This is a genomic window from Collimonas pratensis, assembly GCF_001584185.1.
Taxonomy (GTDB): Bacteria; Pseudomonadota; Gammaproteobacteria; order Burkholderiales; family Burkholderiaceae_D; genus Collimonas; species Collimonas pratensis.
This window is the reverse complement of the sequence record NZ_CP013234.1, coordinates 932,646-948,444: the sequence shown is the minus strand read 5'-3', so window position 1 is coordinate 948,444 and position 15,799 is coordinate 932,646. Positions and strand designations below refer to the sequence as shown.

The window sequence follows — 15,799 nt, the reverse complement described above, 5'->3', positions numbered from 1 at the left end:
CATGGGTTCAGGGGGTGGTCAAACGGGTTGACCATGATGCATATCGGCCAAAACATCACCCGCGATTGCGGCAGTAGCAGCGCAAACCCGGGCAAGCCTTGGCCGATACCGCGCTTGCCGGCCTGACAACAGGCCGGCAAGCGCGGGACTACACATTAATTGGTTACGCGGAAACGCGATACCGAACTCTTCAAATCTTCCGCCAGCTTCGACAGTTCGCGAATCGACAACGCCGTCTGGCGCGTACCTTCCCGCGTCTTTTCCGTCACTGAAAGAATGTTCTGAATGTTGGTAGCCACGCCGTTGGCAGAATTCGCCTGCTGCTCGGTCGTCGAAGAAATGCTTTGAATCAGTTCCGCCAGACGGTTCGAAACGCGCCGGATGTCCGACAACGCCGCACCGGCCGCATCTGACAGCTTGGCACCTTCAACCACCCCTTGCGTCGACCGCTCCATCGCGACCACCGCATCGTGGGTGTCGGTCTGAATGGTGCGCACCAGCGCACCAATCTGCTTGGTCGCCGCACCGGAACGTTCCGCCAGGCGCTGAACTTCTTCCGCAACCACCGAGAATCCGCGTCCGGCTTCACCTGCCGAAGCCGCCTGGATCGCCGCATTCAGCGCCAGCACGTTGGTCTGTTCGGTAATGTCGGAAATCAGTTCAGTGATTTCACCAATTTCCTGGGACGACTCACCCAGCCGCTTGATACGCTTGGAAGTTTCCTGGATGTGTTCGCGGATTTCGTTCATGCCTGAAATCGCGTTTTCCACCGCCTTGGAACCTTCTTCCGCCGCGCTCACCGACTGCCGCGCCACTTCAGCTGATTCGCTGGCCGATTTGGAGACATCGGTAATCTGGGTCGCCATGTCCAGGACCGCTTGCGTGGTTTCCTGAATATCGCGCGACTGCCGCTGCGACGCCGCCAGCAGTTCGATCGAAATGCTTTGCGCCTGGTCAGACGCCACGGTAACCTGCTGCGCCGTTGCGGTAACCCGCCCGACTAGCCCGCGCAACTCTTCCACCGTATAGTTCACCGAGTCGGCAATCGCGCCGGTAATGTCTTCCGACACCGTCGCCTGCACCGTCAAGTCACCATCCGCCACTTCCTGCAACTCATTCATCAGGCGCAAAATCGCAGCCTGATTCTGGTCGTTGGCGTTACTGGCATCTTCTTCCTGCTTGATCGCTTGCAGACGCTGTTCTTCCGCTTCCATCCGGCGCACGTCAGCTTCGTGGGTACGGTGACGGCCGTCCTGCACCTGTACCCAGGCAATCGCGGCGGCGGCCAGCAGTGTAGCGAAGGCCGACAGCAACATCAGCCAGAACCAGATGCTCTGCGTATCCTGTGCGGTACGATAGGTATCTTGCAAGGCGCCCAGGCGTTGCTTGAGATTTTCGTTCTCGGTAAAGATCAATTGTTCGGACTGCTTGGCGGAAACGAAGTTCTGCATGTTGCCCAGAATCGATGCGACCGATTCCTGGTATTCGGCAAAGCTCTTTTCCAGCTCAGTCAGCTTGCTGCGTTCTTCTTCGTTCTTGCTGGCCGGCAGGCGCAATACATCGCTGCCGTTCAGGAAGCCGCTGACGATGTCGCGGAAAGTGTTGGTATCCTTGCCCAGCAAGAATGCCGTTTCCGGGTTCACACCTTCCGAGGTCAGGAATTCATTGGCGCTACGGCCCAGACGCTGAGTCAGCATGACCAACTGCGAGGATGCCGCGATTTCGCGCGGGGTAGCGCCGGTCTGGGTCTTCAGGGTCGCGATCTGTTCCGACAGGTCGAGCAGGTTAGGCGAAATGCCGTTCAGTTTTTGCAGCGTCACACCGAAGCTGGTCAATTCCTTTTGCAGCTTGAGGATGGTGTCCGCGGCCTTGTCGGTATTCGACCAGACCTTGTTGACATCGGTCAGCGTGGAATCCATGGCGGCGCTCGGGGCGCTGATATCGTGCCCCTTGAAATCGCCGCCTTTCGACAGAACGGTCAAATCCTGGTTGAATTCCTTGCGGCTGTCGGCCAGCTGCTTGAACGCCTCAGGATTACCCTGAATCGCATTCGGCGTCGCCTTACCGATACGCTGCGAGTGCATCAGCGCATCGCCGGCGATCTGGGTCTGGGTCGAGCTCATGGTGGAGCTCTTGGCGTTCAGCCACAGGAACAGGATGGTCAGCAGCAAACCTGCGCCGAGCGCGATCAGCAACAGACGGATCTGCTTTTGCTGCGGCAGTTTGCCGATCAATGGCAATGGCCGTGCATCCGGGCTGGCGAGTTCGGCGGCGGCGCCGGCGAAAGCGGCGGCCGGCGCGGCTGCCACGGCAGCTTGCGGCGCGGCGGCAAAGCTTGGCGCCGCAGCTGGCTCAGGCGTGTAAGCCGGAGCCGGTACAGTAAGCGGCGCCACGAAAGGCGCCGGCGGCGGTTCAGGAATGAAACGTTCTTCCATGACAGTCTGCTCAGGATCGTGCATCAGCGCGTCCTGCATGAAACGATCGCCAGCCTCGCCCTGCTCTTCCTTGGCCGCCTTGGATAAAGACGGTAGTTTGAATGCCATTACAGAATCTCCTAATTACCAATTCGCTGCCACCGGACACCATTGCTGTTGCAACGGCGCCTGGGACTCATAAACCTACTTGTAAAAAACGAGGGTCGTGCAAGATTTGGGCCATGCTCAGCTCGGTCCACACCTGGGACTCGCTGTCGAGATAGCGCCGGGGGCTGGCCTGATCCAGCGGATCCGGGGCCTGCAGGGTCATTTGGGCGACGTTGCGCAAACCAAGGACGCGCGAAACCAGCAAGCCGCTGTTGAAAGAAAACGTCGGCGCGAAGGCGACAATCCGACATTCCTTGTCAATTTGCGTCAATCCATGTCCCTGAAAGCGTGCAAAATCGATCACGCTGATCAGCGTGCCGCGCACATTGCTCAGGCCCAGATACCAGTCGTAGGTCAGCGGCACCCGAGAAATCTGGTCGACGGCGACGATTTCCCCGGCTTCTTGCAGATTCAACAACCAACGGCTGCTTCCAATCAGCAAGCCGAGCTGGCTTTCCTGCGTCTCGCTGCCGCTGCGCGCGGCCTGCATGCGCTCCAGCAAGTGCGACTGGAATTCGCGCAGCCGGCTGCGGCGCGAGTCGGCGTCGAGTGCAACCTTGTTGACTGGCTGCTGCGGCGATGATGGCGGCAATTCCGCCGTCAGAGGCGAGGTTGATTGGGTCATATGGGTTATGTACTGATGTGCCGTAGGTCAAACTTAAATTCCAACTCCGGCGCTCGATTAATTAAATTAACCAAGCGCAGCGATTTTAGCCAGCAGTTCCTTCGGATCGATAGGTTTCACCAGGTAGTCGCGCGCGCCCTGGCGCAAGCCCCAGATGCGGTCGGTTTCCAGGCCCTTGCTGCTGCAGATGATGATAGGGATATCCTTGGTGTCGTCGTCGCGCGTGATCGAGCGTGTCACCTGGAAGCCGTTCTGGCCCGGCATCACCACATCCATCAGGATCAGTTGCGGCTTGTCAGCCTTGATCTTGTCGAGGATGCCTTCGCCGTTTTCGGAAGTCGACACGGAATAGCCGGCCTTCGCCAGGATGTCAGTCAGGAAATAACGCTCTGTTGGGGAGTCGTCGACAATGAGAATTTTCTGTATGGCCATTTTCAACCTTTATTTACTTCAAGTGCGTAAGGTATTTACGTCACTCATTTACGTCAATTAGTTAATCGTATTAATCGTTCAAGCGGCGCGGCTCAAGCCACCGCCGGCACGGCGCCATCCACACTCTGGGTATGCTGGCGCACCGCCTTCAGCAGGCTGTCCTTGGTGAACGGCTTGGTGAGGTACTCGTCTGAACCGACCATGGCGCCGCGGGCGCGGTCAAACAAGCCGTCCTTGGACGACAGCATGACCACCGGCGTTGCATGGAATTTGGCGCTCTTTTTGATCAGGGCGCAGGTTTGATAGCCATCCAGGCGAGGCATCAGAATGTCGCAAAAAATCAGTGCAGGCTTATGATCGTTGACTTTCGCCAAGGCATCGAAGCCGTCTTCGGCCAGTACCACCTGATAACCGGCCTGGCTCAGGAAAATCTCCGCAGAACGACGAATCGTGCTGCTATCGTCAATCACCATTACCTTCAGGTTGACGCCGCCAAGTGATGTTGTCATGAAATCGTCTCATTCAATCCAAATAAATCTACGGCGTCACTGTAACAAAGAAAGACATTCCTTAGGACAATGTTTTATATAGAGAAGCCGGTAAAGTTCAATTTATTTTGTAACTGAGAACGATAACTTAATCTTCCTGCAATAAAAAAGAGGGAACTGGATTAAATGGCAACCATTTCGAAATCTTCCTTGCGGGCGCCGCATTCCGGACAAGTCCAGTTCATCGGCACATCGTTCCACAAAGTGCCCGGGGCGATGCCTTCTTCCGGTAAACCGGCCTCTTCGTCATAGACCCAGCCGCAAATCAGGCACATCCAGGTTTTGTATTCAGGCTTCGATGTTGCGTTGCTTTCATTATTGCTCACGGCAGTGACCCTTCAATCAAGTAAAATGCAAAGTCGGATATCTTAATCTACCCGCCGTGCAAAACCAAACTTCTCCTCTTATATTGACCTTCGGCGTGGCCGACCCAGTCGGCGCCGCCGGCATCCAGGCAGACCTGGCCACCTTTTCAGCGATGGGCTGCCATGGCTTGTCTGTCATCACGTCGATACTGATCGGCGACACCGCGCGCATCGAAGACACCCAGCAGATCGATGCCGACTGGGTCGCCGACCAAGCCCGCGTGCTGCTCGAAGACATGCCGGTCGCCGCCTTCAAGGTCGGCGCCGTCGGCAGCATCGAGAGCGTCTCGGTGATTGCCGAGATTGTCTCCGACTATCCTGAAATCCCGCTGATTCTAGACCCTTTTCTATCGGCCATGCCGGATCAGGGTCAAGACAGCGAAGACTTGCTGACCGCCATTCGCGAACTGCTGATTCCGCAGACGACCGTCATGGTGCTGTCGGCGGTGGAACTGGCGCGGCTGGCGGAAACCTGGCGCGAGCCGTCGTCGGAGGACATGCTGAGCATCGACGCGATGCGCATCATCGAACTCGGCTGCGAATATCTGTTCGTGACCGGCACTCCGACCCCCGCCGCCGAAATCGGCAACACCCTGTTCAGCGAAAGCGGCGTGGTGCGGCAAGATACCTGGCCGCGCGTCTCCGGCTCTTTCAGCGGCGCCGGCACCACCTTGTCGGCGGCGGTCGCAGCCATGCTGGCCAACGGCCTGGATGTGCCGGAAGCAGTTTCCGAAGCTCAGGAATTCACCCTGGCGGCGGTCACTGCAGCGCAGCGGCTAGGCATGGGCAAGCTGATCCCGGACCGCTATTTCTGGGCGCGCGAAGAAGGATTGGAGCGCGAAACAAAAGACGATGGCGCTGACGACAGCGCCTGATTTTCCTGCTCTCCGCGCGCAGCCGGAGAGCAGGATTCAAGCATGCAAACATCTCTCGTAAACAATTTCCCCGACACCAAGCAAATGACTTCAAACAACGACACCTTATTCGCCCGAGCCCAGCTGACCACGCCCGGCGGCGTCAATTCGCCGGTGCGCGCCTTCCGTTCGGTCGGCGGCACGCCGCGTTTCATCACGCGCGCTGAAGGCCCTTATTTCTGGGACGCCGACGACCGTCGCTACATCGACTATATCGGTTCCTGGGGTCCGGCGATCGTTGGCCACGCCCATCCGGTAGTGATCAAGGCCGTGCAAGATGCCGCTGCGCGCGGCCTCAGCTTTGGTGCGCCGACCCAGGGCGAAATCGAGATTGCCGAAGAAATCTGCAAGCTGGTGCCGTCGATCGAGCAGGTGCGCCTGGTTTCCAGCGGCACCGAAGCCACCATGAGCGCGCTGCGACTGGCGCGCGGCGCCACCGGCCGCGACAAGATCTTGAAGTTCGAAGGCTGCTATCACGGTCACGCCGATTCGCTGCTGGTCAAGGCTGGCAGCGGTTTGCTGACCTTCGGCAATCCGACTTCGGCCGGCGTGCCGGAAGATTTCGTCAAGCACACGCTGGTGCTCGACTACAACAACTGTGAGCAACTGGAACAGGCTTTCAAGGACATGGGCGACCAGATCGCTTGCGTCATCGTCGAGCCGGTGGCCGGCAACATGAACCTGGTGCGGGCGACGCCGGAATTCTTGCAAACCATGCGCCGCCTGTGCACGCAATACGGCACCGTACTGATTTTCGATGAAGTCATGTGCGGCTTTCGCGTGGCGCTGGGCGGTGCGCAAGCGCTGTACGACATCAAGCCGGACATCACGGCGCTGGGCAAGGTGATCGGCGGCGGCTTGCCGGTGGCGGCCTTCGGCGGCCGCGCCGATTTGATGAAGCATATGGCGCCGCTCGGTTCGGTGTACCAGGCCGGCACGCTGTCCGGCAATCCGGTGGCGGTGGCCGCCGGCATGAGCACGCTCAAGCTGATCCAGGAACCGGGTTTCTACACCCGGCTGGCAGCGCAGACCAGCAAGCTGGTGCAAGGCCTGAGCAATGCCGCCAAAGATGCCGGCGTCACTTTCAGCGGCGACGCCATCGGCGGCATGTTCGGTTTGTATTTTGCGGCGGAAGTGCCGGGCACTTACGCCGCGGTGATGGCATCCAACAAGGACTTGTTCAACAAGTTCTTCCACGCCATGCTGGATGCCGGCGTTTACCTGGCGCCATCGGCATTTGAAGCCGGTTTCGTGTCTGCGCAGCATGACGATGCCATCATCGACGCCACCGTCGCTGCTGCACGCGGGGCGTTTGCGCAACTGGCTTAAAAATTCGCCACATACCGGGCCAGGCGGCCCGGTCATTCGCGCCCCGAACTAGGCGCCCCCCCAACTTCACGTCCCGGCCTCGTCAGCCACGTCTAGGCGACCCCGTCATTCCCGCGAACGCGGGAATCCATTTTCACTGCCATATTGAGCAACTTGGATTCCCGCGTTCGCGGGAATGACGACTCGACCAAGGCACGCCCATTCCGCGTTCAATTCAACCAGCCACGCCGGCGGAAATACCAGAACGGCGTGATCGCCGAGCACACCATCAGCACCAGCGCCAGCGGATAACCTAGATGCCATTCAAATTCCGGCATGAAACGGAAGTTCATGCCGTAGATGCTGGCGATCAGCGTCGGCGGCAGGAACGCCACTGAGGCCACCGAGAAGATCTTGATGATCTTGTTCTGGTTGATATTAATGAAACCGACCGTCGCATCCATCAGGAAGTTGATCTTGTCGAACAGGAAGGCTGTGTGGCCGTCCAGCGATTCAATGTCGCGCAAGATCTGCCGCGCATCTTCAAACTGATCCACGTTCAGCAAGCGTCCGCGCATCAGGAAGCTGACGGCGCGCCGGGTATCCATCATGTTGCGCCGGATGCGGCCGTTCAAGTCTTCTTCATGCGCCATGGCGCTAAGCGCCTCGGCTGCGGCCTGGTCGGTCAGTTTCTTTTGCAGCACGCGCTGGCTGACCTCATCCAGCTTCTTGTAGACGCCCTCCAGAGCATCGGCGGAGTACTCGGCATCGGTCTGGTACAGGTCGAGCAGCACGTCCTTGTAATCGCCGATAGAGCCCGGTCGTGAGCGTGCGCGCATGCGCACCAGACGGAATACCGGTAAATCTTCACCATGGACTGAAAACAGGATATTGCGCGCCAGGATGAAGGCGACCGTGACAGTGGACGACGGGCCGTCGTCTTCTTCAAACAGGAAGTCGGTGCGTAAGTGGAGGTCGCCATTTTCCGCTTCGTAATAACGGGCCGATGCTTCAATATCCTTGACCTCGTCCTCGCCCGGCAAGGTGACGCCGTAGATGCTCTTGACCCAGGCGCGTTCCTGGTCGTTCGGTTCGGTCAGGTCGACCCAGACCGGCTGCACCTGTTGCAGGTCGCTGTGACTCTCGATGTTGACCTGGTTGAGCCGGCCGTTTTGCAAAACGAATACATTGATCACGCTTACCTCGCAGACTGATTTTTCAGGGAAGTTGCCGTGCAGCTTTTACGGTCCGGCAAGAAGCAGGCCTTGCTGCAATTTAAACAACTTCCGTCAGGTCCGTATTTTAAGGCCCCGCCAGGAAATAAGTTGAACATTTGTGCTGGCCGTGGCTGGCGCGCTGCGGCGTTGCCCACCGCTTGCAGTGCTCGCACTGCGGCGCGTCGGGCGCCTTGCATCGCATCCAGCTACGGCCGCCCAAATATCCAACTTATTACCTGACGGGCCCTAAGGCAATTCAGCCGATCCCATGCGCCGTAAAATCAAACCCGTACGTTGCGACAGATAGGCCGAACCGCGATTCTTGTCGTAGAAGCGCGGCCGCGGCAGCATCACCGCCAGCCGTGCGGCCTGGCTGGCGCCCAGGTTGGCGGCCGAGATTCTATAGTAGTGCTGGGATGCCGCCTCGGCGCCGAACACGCCATTGCCCCACTCCACCACGTTCAGGTAGATTTCAAAGATGCGTTCCTTGTCCATCAGGAATTCCAGCATATAGGTGATGACCAGTTCCTGGCCCTTGCGCAAATAACTGCGCTCTCCCGACAGGAAAAGGTTTTTCGCCAGCTGCTGGGTGATGGTGGAACCGCCGCGCACCACCTTGCCCTTTTTGGTGTTCTTCTCGTAGGCCTGCTCCAGCGCATCCCAGTCGACGCCGTCATGCTCGGAAAAATTGGCGTCCTCGGATGCGATGATGGCGCGCTTCAGGTTGCTCGAAATGCGGGTATACGGGATCCATTTGAATTGCAGCTGGGCGTCCGGCACGGTTTCCTGCAGCTCGGACAAGCGATGGCGCATGAAGCTGGTGGAGCTTGGATTGTGATCGACCCACCACCAGATCTGCACGAAAAAATAGACTTGCAACAGTAAAACTGCAGCGATCAGCAGCAAACATAAACGCAAAAAAATCTTGCCGACTGATTTCATTCTGATTTCCTGCAAATAAATGATCTGAACGGCGATGTGCGCTTAAAGCTGGGCGCGCAAGGCCGTAAATACGGCGTCGGTATGCGGCCGCACGCCGCGCCATACAAAAAACGCTTCTGCCGCCTGCTCCACCAGCATGCCCAGGCCGTCGCGCACGTGCGCGCCCTGCGCCGCCGCGAACTGCATGAAGACGGTCGGCTGGCTGCCGTACATCATGTCATAAGCCAGGGTCGCCGGGCTGAATACGCCGGCAGCCAGCGGCGGCAGTTGCGCCTGCAGGCTGGCCGAAGTGGCATTGATCACCAGGTCGAACGGCTGCGTCGCATCGGCGAAGCTGCAGGCGCTCAGGATGCCGGGCTGCGCGCAGTACTGCTGGAATTGCTGCACCAGTTCTTCTGCCTTGGCCACCGTGCGGTTGGCAATCGTGAGCTGCGCCGGCTGCTGTTCCAGCAACGGCAGGATCACGCCGCGCGCCGCGCCGCCGGCGCCCAGCAGCAGGATTTTCTTCCCCGCCAAGTCAAAGCCGGCATTGCGCACAATGTCGCTGACCAGGCCGACGCCATCGGTGTTATCGCCGAGGATCAAGCCATCGTCGAATATCAGGGTATTGACGGCGCCGGCAGCCTGGGCGCGGGTAGTCAGCTGATTCGCCAGTGCGTAGGCTTCCAGCTTGAACGGCACGGTGACATTGGCGCCGCGGCCGCCCTGCGCGATGAACTTCTGCACCGTCGCGGCGAAGCCGTCGAGCGGCGCCAGCAGGTGTGCGTAGCGCATGTCCTGTGCAGTGTCGGCAGCAAAGCGGGCATGGATCGCCGGCGATTTGCTATGGGTGATCGGATTGCCGATCACCACGTAAGCTGCAAAATCAGCTGCAACTCCGGCGCCGTTCGTCATTGGTTGACCCCGCCCATCAATTGCGCCTCCAGCAAGCCCTCGCGGGTAAACTCGAAAGTGGAAATCACTTCCCACACATCGTCTTTGCCGCTGCTGCGCATGTTCTCGGGGAAGCGTCCGAACGGCGCCGAGCGCTCGATGATTTTCAAGGTGGCGGCATCGAGGTCGCGGTTGCCGGAACCGCGCTCGATGCGGGCACCGCCTTCTTTGGTATACAGAGAACCATCCTGATAGATTGGAATATAGACTACCAGCTTGCCGTACAGGTTCTTGCCGTTCTTTTTCGGAAAATTCAAGGTGCCCAGTTTTTCGACCTTGTCCTGGAACGCCTTGTAGTAAGCCGCGTAGCCGACTGCACGGGTGCTCGGCGTGATCTGGGTCTTCTTCGGCCGCTTGTTGTAATCGTCGATATTCTTCGAGATTTCAGCTTCTCTGCGGGCGATCGCCTTGGCGCTTTCAACCAAGTCGCGGCCGTTAGGCTGCGGCGTGTTGTCGCTGGCCTTTTCCTGCACATCCATGGCCGGCATCTTCAGCGGTGTCTGTTTATTCATCTGCGCCAGCATCTGCTGTTGCTGCTGTTCCAGCTGCTCGATGCGGCGCTTGGTGGCCTGGACATTGTCGCCGTCTTCCGATTTGCGCATATCCGGCAACGGCGATTTGGCGCGGCCGGCATCGGCATTGCCGCCGCCGTCCAGATTGGCTTGCGCCAGCGCCTCCGGCTTGACCGGCTTGGTGTTGTGCTTGGCGTTGACCAGGATCACTTCCAGCGCCGGATCGGTGGGCTTCAGCTTGAACGCTTCGGGCGCCGCGAAACGCACCGCCAGCAGCGCAGCATGCGCCAATACCGATGCCGCGATGGCGCCGACCAGGATTCGATTTTGAAAAAAGGATTTCACGCGTGTGCCAAAGGTCGCTGTTAAAAGTGAAAGGAGAGAAATTCTGCAAACGTAGAATTCTACAAGGGAAGCATTCTACGACAGAGAGATGCCCGCAGGAAATTTACTGCAGCTTTCCCTTGCCTGATGCTTTCACTCCGTTGCCGGTTTGCTCTCCTCAGTCGTACTCTCATCAGTTGCACTCTCGTCATCAGCGGCCGCCACCACTGCTTCGTTGTCGGCTACGGCTTCCAGCTCGGCTTCGACGCTCTCGTGCGGCATGTCCATGGCGGCATCCAGTTCCGCTGCCAGTTCCTCTTCTTCATCCGGCTCGGCCAACTGCTGGCCCTCAGGCGGCGCCGACACTTCCAGCAGGCGCGCCTCAACCGTCAGATCAACCTCATCCCAGCGGATGATGTCGAGCTTGACCTGGGTGCCGCGCGCCAGTTGTTGCATGCCGGGCAATTTGATGATCAGCGGGATCTCTGCCAGCCGCAGGATTTCATCCTTCAGCACCGCAGCCTCCACCTGGCGCGCCTGTTCCTGGCCCAGCCAGCGCAAGCACCAGTAGCGTTCCATGTTCGACTGGAAGTCGCCATAACCGGAATACGCAGCGTCAAAGCCGGAGACGATCGCAAACAGATCGGCATCGCGCGGCTTGAACGGCGCCACCAATGGCGCGGCGACGCCGCCTTCGACGCAAGCCAGGATCTGCCACTGGTTGACCAGGTCAGTGTAGCGGCGCAAAGGCGAAGTGCTCCAGGCGTATTGATCCACACCCAGGCCTTGGTGAGGCGCGGCGTGCGTCACCATGCGCACCTGCATCTTGGCAGCCCAGCCGCCGCTGCCGCCGCCCTGGACACGATAGATGCCGGGTACGCCGTGGTCCGACATCAGCTTGCCCCAGCTGCTGTTGGCGAAGATCATCAGCTCGGCGACGATCTTGTCGAGCGGCGCGCCGCGCTTGCGGCGGGCGATGGTGACGACATCGTCCTCGACATAGAAATTGAAATCGACGCGATTGTTCTGCTCCGGCCGCAAGCCGAAGCCTTCGCGCTTGGCCATGCGGCCTTGTTCCAGCACCTGTATCCATTTCCACAACACGGCGATATCGGCCTTGTGCGGATAGTCGCCGGCGTCGTTAGCCAGATTCTCCTCGGTGACCAGTTCGTCCAGCGTGTTGTGGCGCAGGTTGGCCGAAATCGGCACCAGCTCGGCCTTGGTTTCGGTGCTGACCAGGCTCCAGTCGGCCGGATTCAGGGTGGCGTACAGCGACAGCGCCGGGCAGTTCTTGCCTTCGGCCAGGGTGAACGCTTCCACCAGCTCATCCGGCAGCATGGTGATTTTGTCGCCCGGCATGTAGACGGTCGACATGCGCGCGCGCGCGATCGCATCCAGCGCATCGCCACGCTTGATGCCGAGGCCCGGCGCGGCGATATGGATGCCGATGCGGACATTGCCGTCCGCCAGCGTCTGCACCGACAGCGCATCGTCGATCTCGGTGGTGGTGACGTCATCGATCGAGAAGGCCTGCACCTGCGCCAGCGGCAACTCGGCCACCGCCGGGATGGCGATCTTGGGAAAGCCGGAACCCTTGGGGAAAAATTCCAACAGGAACTTGGACAGATGCAGCTGCTTCGGCGAAGCGATGCCGCCGACCGCCAGCATCAGGCGCTGCGGCGAGGTCTGCAATTCGTTGCAGGCCGCTTCCAGCGCCTTGTATTCCAGGCTGTTCTTGTCCGGCTTGAACAGCAGTTGCGGCGCCAGCGGCTTCATCACCTCTGGCAGCTCACCGGCTTTGAGCTGGTCGACATAGCCAGCCTGGATCAATGCTTGCTGGCGTTTCTTTTCGATGCCCGCCTGGGCTGCCTTCAGCGATGTTTCCGGCGCGGCCTTGTAGCGGCCCTTGCCCTTCTTGTAAAAATAGATCGGCGCGGTGTGCAGGCTCAGCAGCAAACCCGCTGCTTCTACCGGCAAGGGAGCATGGCCGAAATACTCGGCGCCCAGTTCGGCGAAGCCGAATTCTTCCTGGCCCGCGACTTCCCACAGGAAATCGAGCTCCATGGCTTGCGCGATCTGCTTCGCTTCATCAAGCAGCTCCTGCGGCGTCGGTGCCGTAAATTGCAGCAGCACGTCCTTGGCTTTGACCTTGCTGCGTTTGCCCGTTGGCAGTTCGACCTGGTAGGCCTCGCCTTGCTGCGACAGTACGACACCCGCTTTAAAGTCGCCGGACTCTTCAAAAAATAGATTCATTACATGTGCTTTACTTGTGAATTTCTGTGTGGATTTCTGATGATACCGCTGCCAGCACTAAGTGCTTACTATCTCGCAGCGCCAAAGGAAAGTAATTGATGGGCCGGATGGATATGCCGGGATAGATCGGAGGTAATCGAAAACCCGGCGGACAAAATCTTGATATCCGCCCGCTCTCTCCGCAATTCCTCGATCTCGGGGAAAAATACTTCTGTCACCAGCATGATGCCGGTCTTGCGCCGGAACGCCGAACGTCGGGCCCACAGCGGATAAGGGAAGCTGTCCACCCCGCTGGCGACGCACATGCGCCGCACCAGCGGATGGCCGCCGTACAGGCGCGCATATTGCAACTGTCCGCGCGCCACCAGCGGATCGCCGAACAGCGTGGAGCCAAGTGAGCGCTCACCCAGGCTGCCGAAAAACGGCCATTCGGTGGTGGTCGCATCCAGCGCCAGCACCGTGTGGCCCAGCACCATGGGGTGGCCGTCGCAACGCAGCAGCACGTCGCGCTCCTGCACCTGCTGGCGACGCGGCAAGCCGATCGCTCGCCATTCCTCGGCCAGCGGCAGCGCCCGTTGCTGGCGCAGGCGCTGCACGCGGAACTGCTGGCAGTGCGCCATCAGCTTGTAGGTCAGGGAGACGCGGTCGGTCAGCCAGTCGCGCATGGTGGCGGACGGCGCGACGCCGTTGGCGTGGTCATGCCATTTGGCCTGGGTGCGGGCATGCGTCATGTATTTCTCGCTTGCGCCGCGATACCGCAGAAAGCCAGCACTTCATCGGCATAGTCGGCAAATTCGCTGATGCCATGGTCGCTGCCTTGGATCACTATTTGCCGGGCTTGCGGGTAGTGGCCGACCATTTCCTGCCAGTCCAGCACCTCGTCGCCAGTGGCGGCAATCAGGAAATAGCGTTCTGGCTTGCTGATGACATCAACCTGCAGCGCTTGCAATTCCGCCATGTATTCGCGCTTGAACTCAAACGGCTCATTCGAATGATATTGGGTGCTGACGCCGACATACTTCTCGAGGTCACGCGGCGGTTTGACCGCCGGATTCAACAGCACCGCGCGGCAGCCGCTCTGCTGCGCCAGCCAGGTGGCGTAGTAGCCGCCCAGCGAGGAGCCGATCAAGGTCAGTTGCGCAGGGTCGACCGCACGCACCAGGTCCTGCGCCAGGACGATCGCTGCCGCGGGCGAGGCCGGCAGCTGCGGACACAGGTATTCGTCGGCCCGGCCCAGCTGCCGCATGCGCTCAGCCAACAGGCGTGCCTTGAACGATTGCGGCGAAGAGCGGAAGCCGTGCAGATACAGAATCATTGGGCAGCCAGCGCCGTCAACAGTTTCTGGTGGACGCCGCCGAAGCCGCCATTGCTCATCACCAGCACCTGGTCGCCCGGCTGCGCCGCCTTGACGATCGCCGCTACCAGCTGGTCCAGCTCGCTGTAAGCACTCGCTTTGCTGCCGAGCGGCTGCAGCGCTTGCGCCAGGTCCCAGCCGAGGGCATCCTTGCCGCTGCCCTTGGCGCCGTAGCCGAACACCAGGTCGGCCTCGCCCAGGCTGCCCGGCAGTGCATCTTTCATGGCGCCCAGCTTCATGGTGTTGGAACGCGGCTCCAGCACCGCCAGGATGCGGGCCTTGCCGACTTTCTTGCGCAAGCCGGCGACGGTGGTGGCAATCGCAGTGGGATGGTGGGCAAAATCGTCGTACACGGAAATATCCCTCACGACGCCGCGCAATTCCATGCGCCGTTTGACATTCTCGAAGCGCGCCAGGGCGGCAATCGCCTGCGCCGGCGGCACGCCGACATGACGTGCGGCGGCAATCGCCGCTAGCGCATTCATGCGGTTATGTTCGCCGCTCAGCTCCCATTGCACGCTGCCTTGCAACTCGCCATTGAAGCGCACTTCGAAATGGCCGTTGTCCTGGGTCGTCAGCGACCAACCTTGGAGGCTGTCGTCGCCAGATTCGCTGCCGAACAATTCCTTTTCGCTCCAGCAGCCGCGCTGCAGCACCCGCTGCAAGGCCGGTTCGCGCGCATTCACCAGCAGACGGCCGACGCCGGGCACGGTGCGCACCAGATGGTGGAACTGGGTTTCTATGGCCGCCAGGTCGGGGAAAATATCGGCGTGGTCGTATTCCAGGTTGTTCAGGATCGCCGTCTTGGCGTGGTAATGGACAAATTTGCTGCGCTTGTCGAAGAATGCCGTGTCGTACTCGTCCGCTTCGATCACGAAGAACGGCGACGCCGTCACACCAGGCTTGCCCGCAAGACGCGCCGAAATGCCGAAATTCATCGGCACGCCGCCGATCAGGAAACCGGGATCGTAGCCGGCATCCTCCAGGATCCAGGCCAGCATGGCCGAGGTGGTGGTTTTGCCATGGGTACCGGCCACCGCCAGCACCCATTTGTCGCGCAGGATATGCTCGCCGATCCATTGCGGTCCGGAAACATAAGGCAGGCCGCGGTTGAGGATTTCCTCCATCAGCGGATTGCCGCGCACCACCACGTTGCCGATCACATACAGGTCCGGCTGCAAGGCAATCTGTTCGACGCCAAAGCCTTGGATCAGCTCGATTCCCTGTGCCTCAAGCTGGGTGCTCATGGGCGGGTACACATTGGCATCGCAACCGGTGACTTTATGTCCTGCCTGTTTAGCCAATACTGCCAAACCGCCCATAAAGGTGCCGCAGATACCAAGGATATGAATGTGCATTCTTGAGTTTCACTATTCTGAAAAGAGGGAATACCGTGATTTTACCTGAGCGGCCGCTGCCGCCGTTAGCCGCGCGTTCAAAAAGCGGAATTGGGCGGATTTTGGGTGGATTATCGGCATGTGGCTGGCCAT

General features: G+C 59.8%; 15 protein-coding genes. 2 read left to right on the top strand and 13 right to left on the bottom strand.

Going from position 1 to position 15,799, the window contains the following annotated elements:
- Positions 1-155 precede the first annotated feature (155 nt).
- The 5 genes from CPter91_RS04310 to CPter91_RS04290 form a co-directional block, all read right to left on the bottom strand.
- The gene (locus CPter91_RS04310) at positions 156-2,543 is read right to left on the bottom strand and encodes a methyl-accepting chemotaxis protein (RefSeq protein ID WP_061937388.1); all 2,388 of its coding nucleotides are present in this window, start codon (positions 2,541-2,543) and stop codon (positions 156-158) included.
- A 67-nt stretch (positions 2,544-2,610) separates the two neighbouring features.
- Positions 2,611-3,207 carry a chemotaxis protein CheW gene (locus CPter91_RS04305; RefSeq protein ID WP_061937386.1) on the bottom strand — a complete coding sequence of 199 codons (597 nt, stop codon included), beginning with the start codon at positions 3,205-3,207 and terminating at the stop codon, positions 2,611-2,613.
- Positions 3,208-3,273: 66 nt separating this feature from the next.
- The gene (locus tag CPter91_RS04300; protein WP_038485766.1) at positions 3,274-3,639 is read right to left on the bottom strand and encodes a response regulator; all 366 of its coding nucleotides are present in this window, start codon (positions 3,637-3,639) and stop codon (positions 3,274-3,276) included.
- A gap of 92 nt (positions 3,640-3,731) precedes the next feature.
- Positions 3,732-4,148 (bottom strand): response regulator, encoded by a 417-nt coding sequence (locus CPter91_RS04295; RefSeq protein ID WP_061937383.1) that lies wholly within the window; start codon positions 4,146-4,148, stop codon positions 3,732-3,734.
- A 161-nt stretch (positions 4,149-4,309) separates the two neighbouring features.
- On the bottom strand, positions 4,310-4,462 hold the full coding sequence (locus CPter91_RS04290; protein ID WP_061945830.1) for a rubredoxin: 153 nt from the start codon (positions 4,460-4,462) through the stop codon (positions 4,310-4,312).
- Between the two features lie 107 nt (positions 4,463-4,569).
- On the opposite strand from CPter91_RS04290, the gene thiD reads away from it, so the two are divergent.
- The gene (gene thiD, locus CPter91_RS04285; RefSeq protein WP_061937380.1) at positions 4,570-5,427 is read left to right on the top strand and encodes a bifunctional hydroxymethylpyrimidine kinase/phosphomethylpyrimidine kinase; all 858 of its coding nucleotides are present in this window, start codon (positions 4,570-4,572) and stop codon (positions 5,425-5,427) included.
- 84 nt (positions 5,428-5,511) lie between these two features.
- Complete coding sequence (hemL, locus tag CPter91_RS04280) at positions 5,512-6,795, top strand: glutamate-1-semialdehyde 2,1-aminomutase (RefSeq protein ID WP_061937377.1); 1,284 nt, start codon at positions 5,512-5,514, stop codon at positions 6,793-6,795.
- A gap of 209 nt (positions 6,796-7,004) precedes the next feature.
- Here hemL and corA read toward each other — a convergent pair whose 3' ends face one another.
- The 8 genes from corA to mpl form a co-directional block, all read right to left on the bottom strand.
- On the bottom strand, positions 7,005-7,970 hold the full coding sequence (gene corA, locus CPter91_RS04275; protein ID WP_061937375.1) for a magnesium/cobalt transporter CorA: 966 nt from the start codon (positions 7,968-7,970) through the stop codon (positions 7,005-7,007).
- A gap of 267 nt (positions 7,971-8,237) precedes the next feature.
- Positions 8,238-8,933 carry a monofunctional biosynthetic peptidoglycan transglycosylase gene (gene mtgA / locus CPter91_RS04270; protein ID WP_061937372.1) on the bottom strand — a complete coding sequence of 232 codons (696 nt, stop codon included), beginning with the start codon at positions 8,931-8,933 and terminating at the stop codon, positions 8,238-8,240.
- A gap of 42 nt (positions 8,934-8,975) precedes the next feature.
- Positions 8,976-9,827, bottom strand: coding sequence for a shikimate dehydrogenase (gene aroE / locus CPter91_RS04265; RefSeq protein WP_061937369.1), 852 nt, complete (start codon positions 9,825-9,827; stop codon positions 8,976-8,978).
- A complete protein-coding gene (locus CPter91_RS04260; protein WP_061937367.1) occupies positions 9,824-10,723 on the bottom strand; it encodes a TonB C-terminal domain-containing protein in 900 nt (299 codons plus the stop codon). The genes aroE and CPter91_RS04260 overlap by 4 nt, the downstream gene beginning before the upstream one ends.
- Positions 10,724-10,855: 132 nt before the next feature.
- A complete protein-coding gene (locus CPter91_RS04255) occupies positions 10,856-12,955 on the bottom strand; it encodes a ribonuclease catalytic domain-containing protein (RefSeq protein ID WP_061937364.1) in 2,100 nt (699 codons plus the stop codon).
- A gap of 68 nt (positions 12,956-13,023) precedes the next feature.
- The gene (locus CPter91_RS04250; RefSeq protein WP_082792596.1) at positions 13,024-13,686 is read right to left on the bottom strand and encodes a chorismate--pyruvate lyase family protein; all 663 of its coding nucleotides are present in this window, start codon (positions 13,684-13,686) and stop codon (positions 13,024-13,026) included.
- Complete coding sequence (locus CPter91_RS04245; protein ID WP_061937361.1) at positions 13,683-14,270, bottom strand: YqiA/YcfP family alpha/beta fold hydrolase; 588 nt, start codon at positions 14,268-14,270, stop codon at positions 13,683-13,685. Before CPter91_RS04245 ends, CPter91_RS04250 begins: the two co-directional genes overlap by 4 nt.
- The gene (gene mpl / locus CPter91_RS04240; protein ID WP_082792594.1) at positions 14,267-15,667 is read right to left on the bottom strand and encodes a UDP-N-acetylmuramate:L-alanyl-gamma-D-glutamyl-meso-diaminopimelate ligase; all 1,401 of its coding nucleotides are present in this window, start codon (positions 15,665-15,667) and stop codon (positions 14,267-14,269) included. Before mpl ends, CPter91_RS04245 begins: the two co-directional genes overlap by 4 nt.
- Positions 15,668-15,799 lie beyond the last annotated feature (132 nt).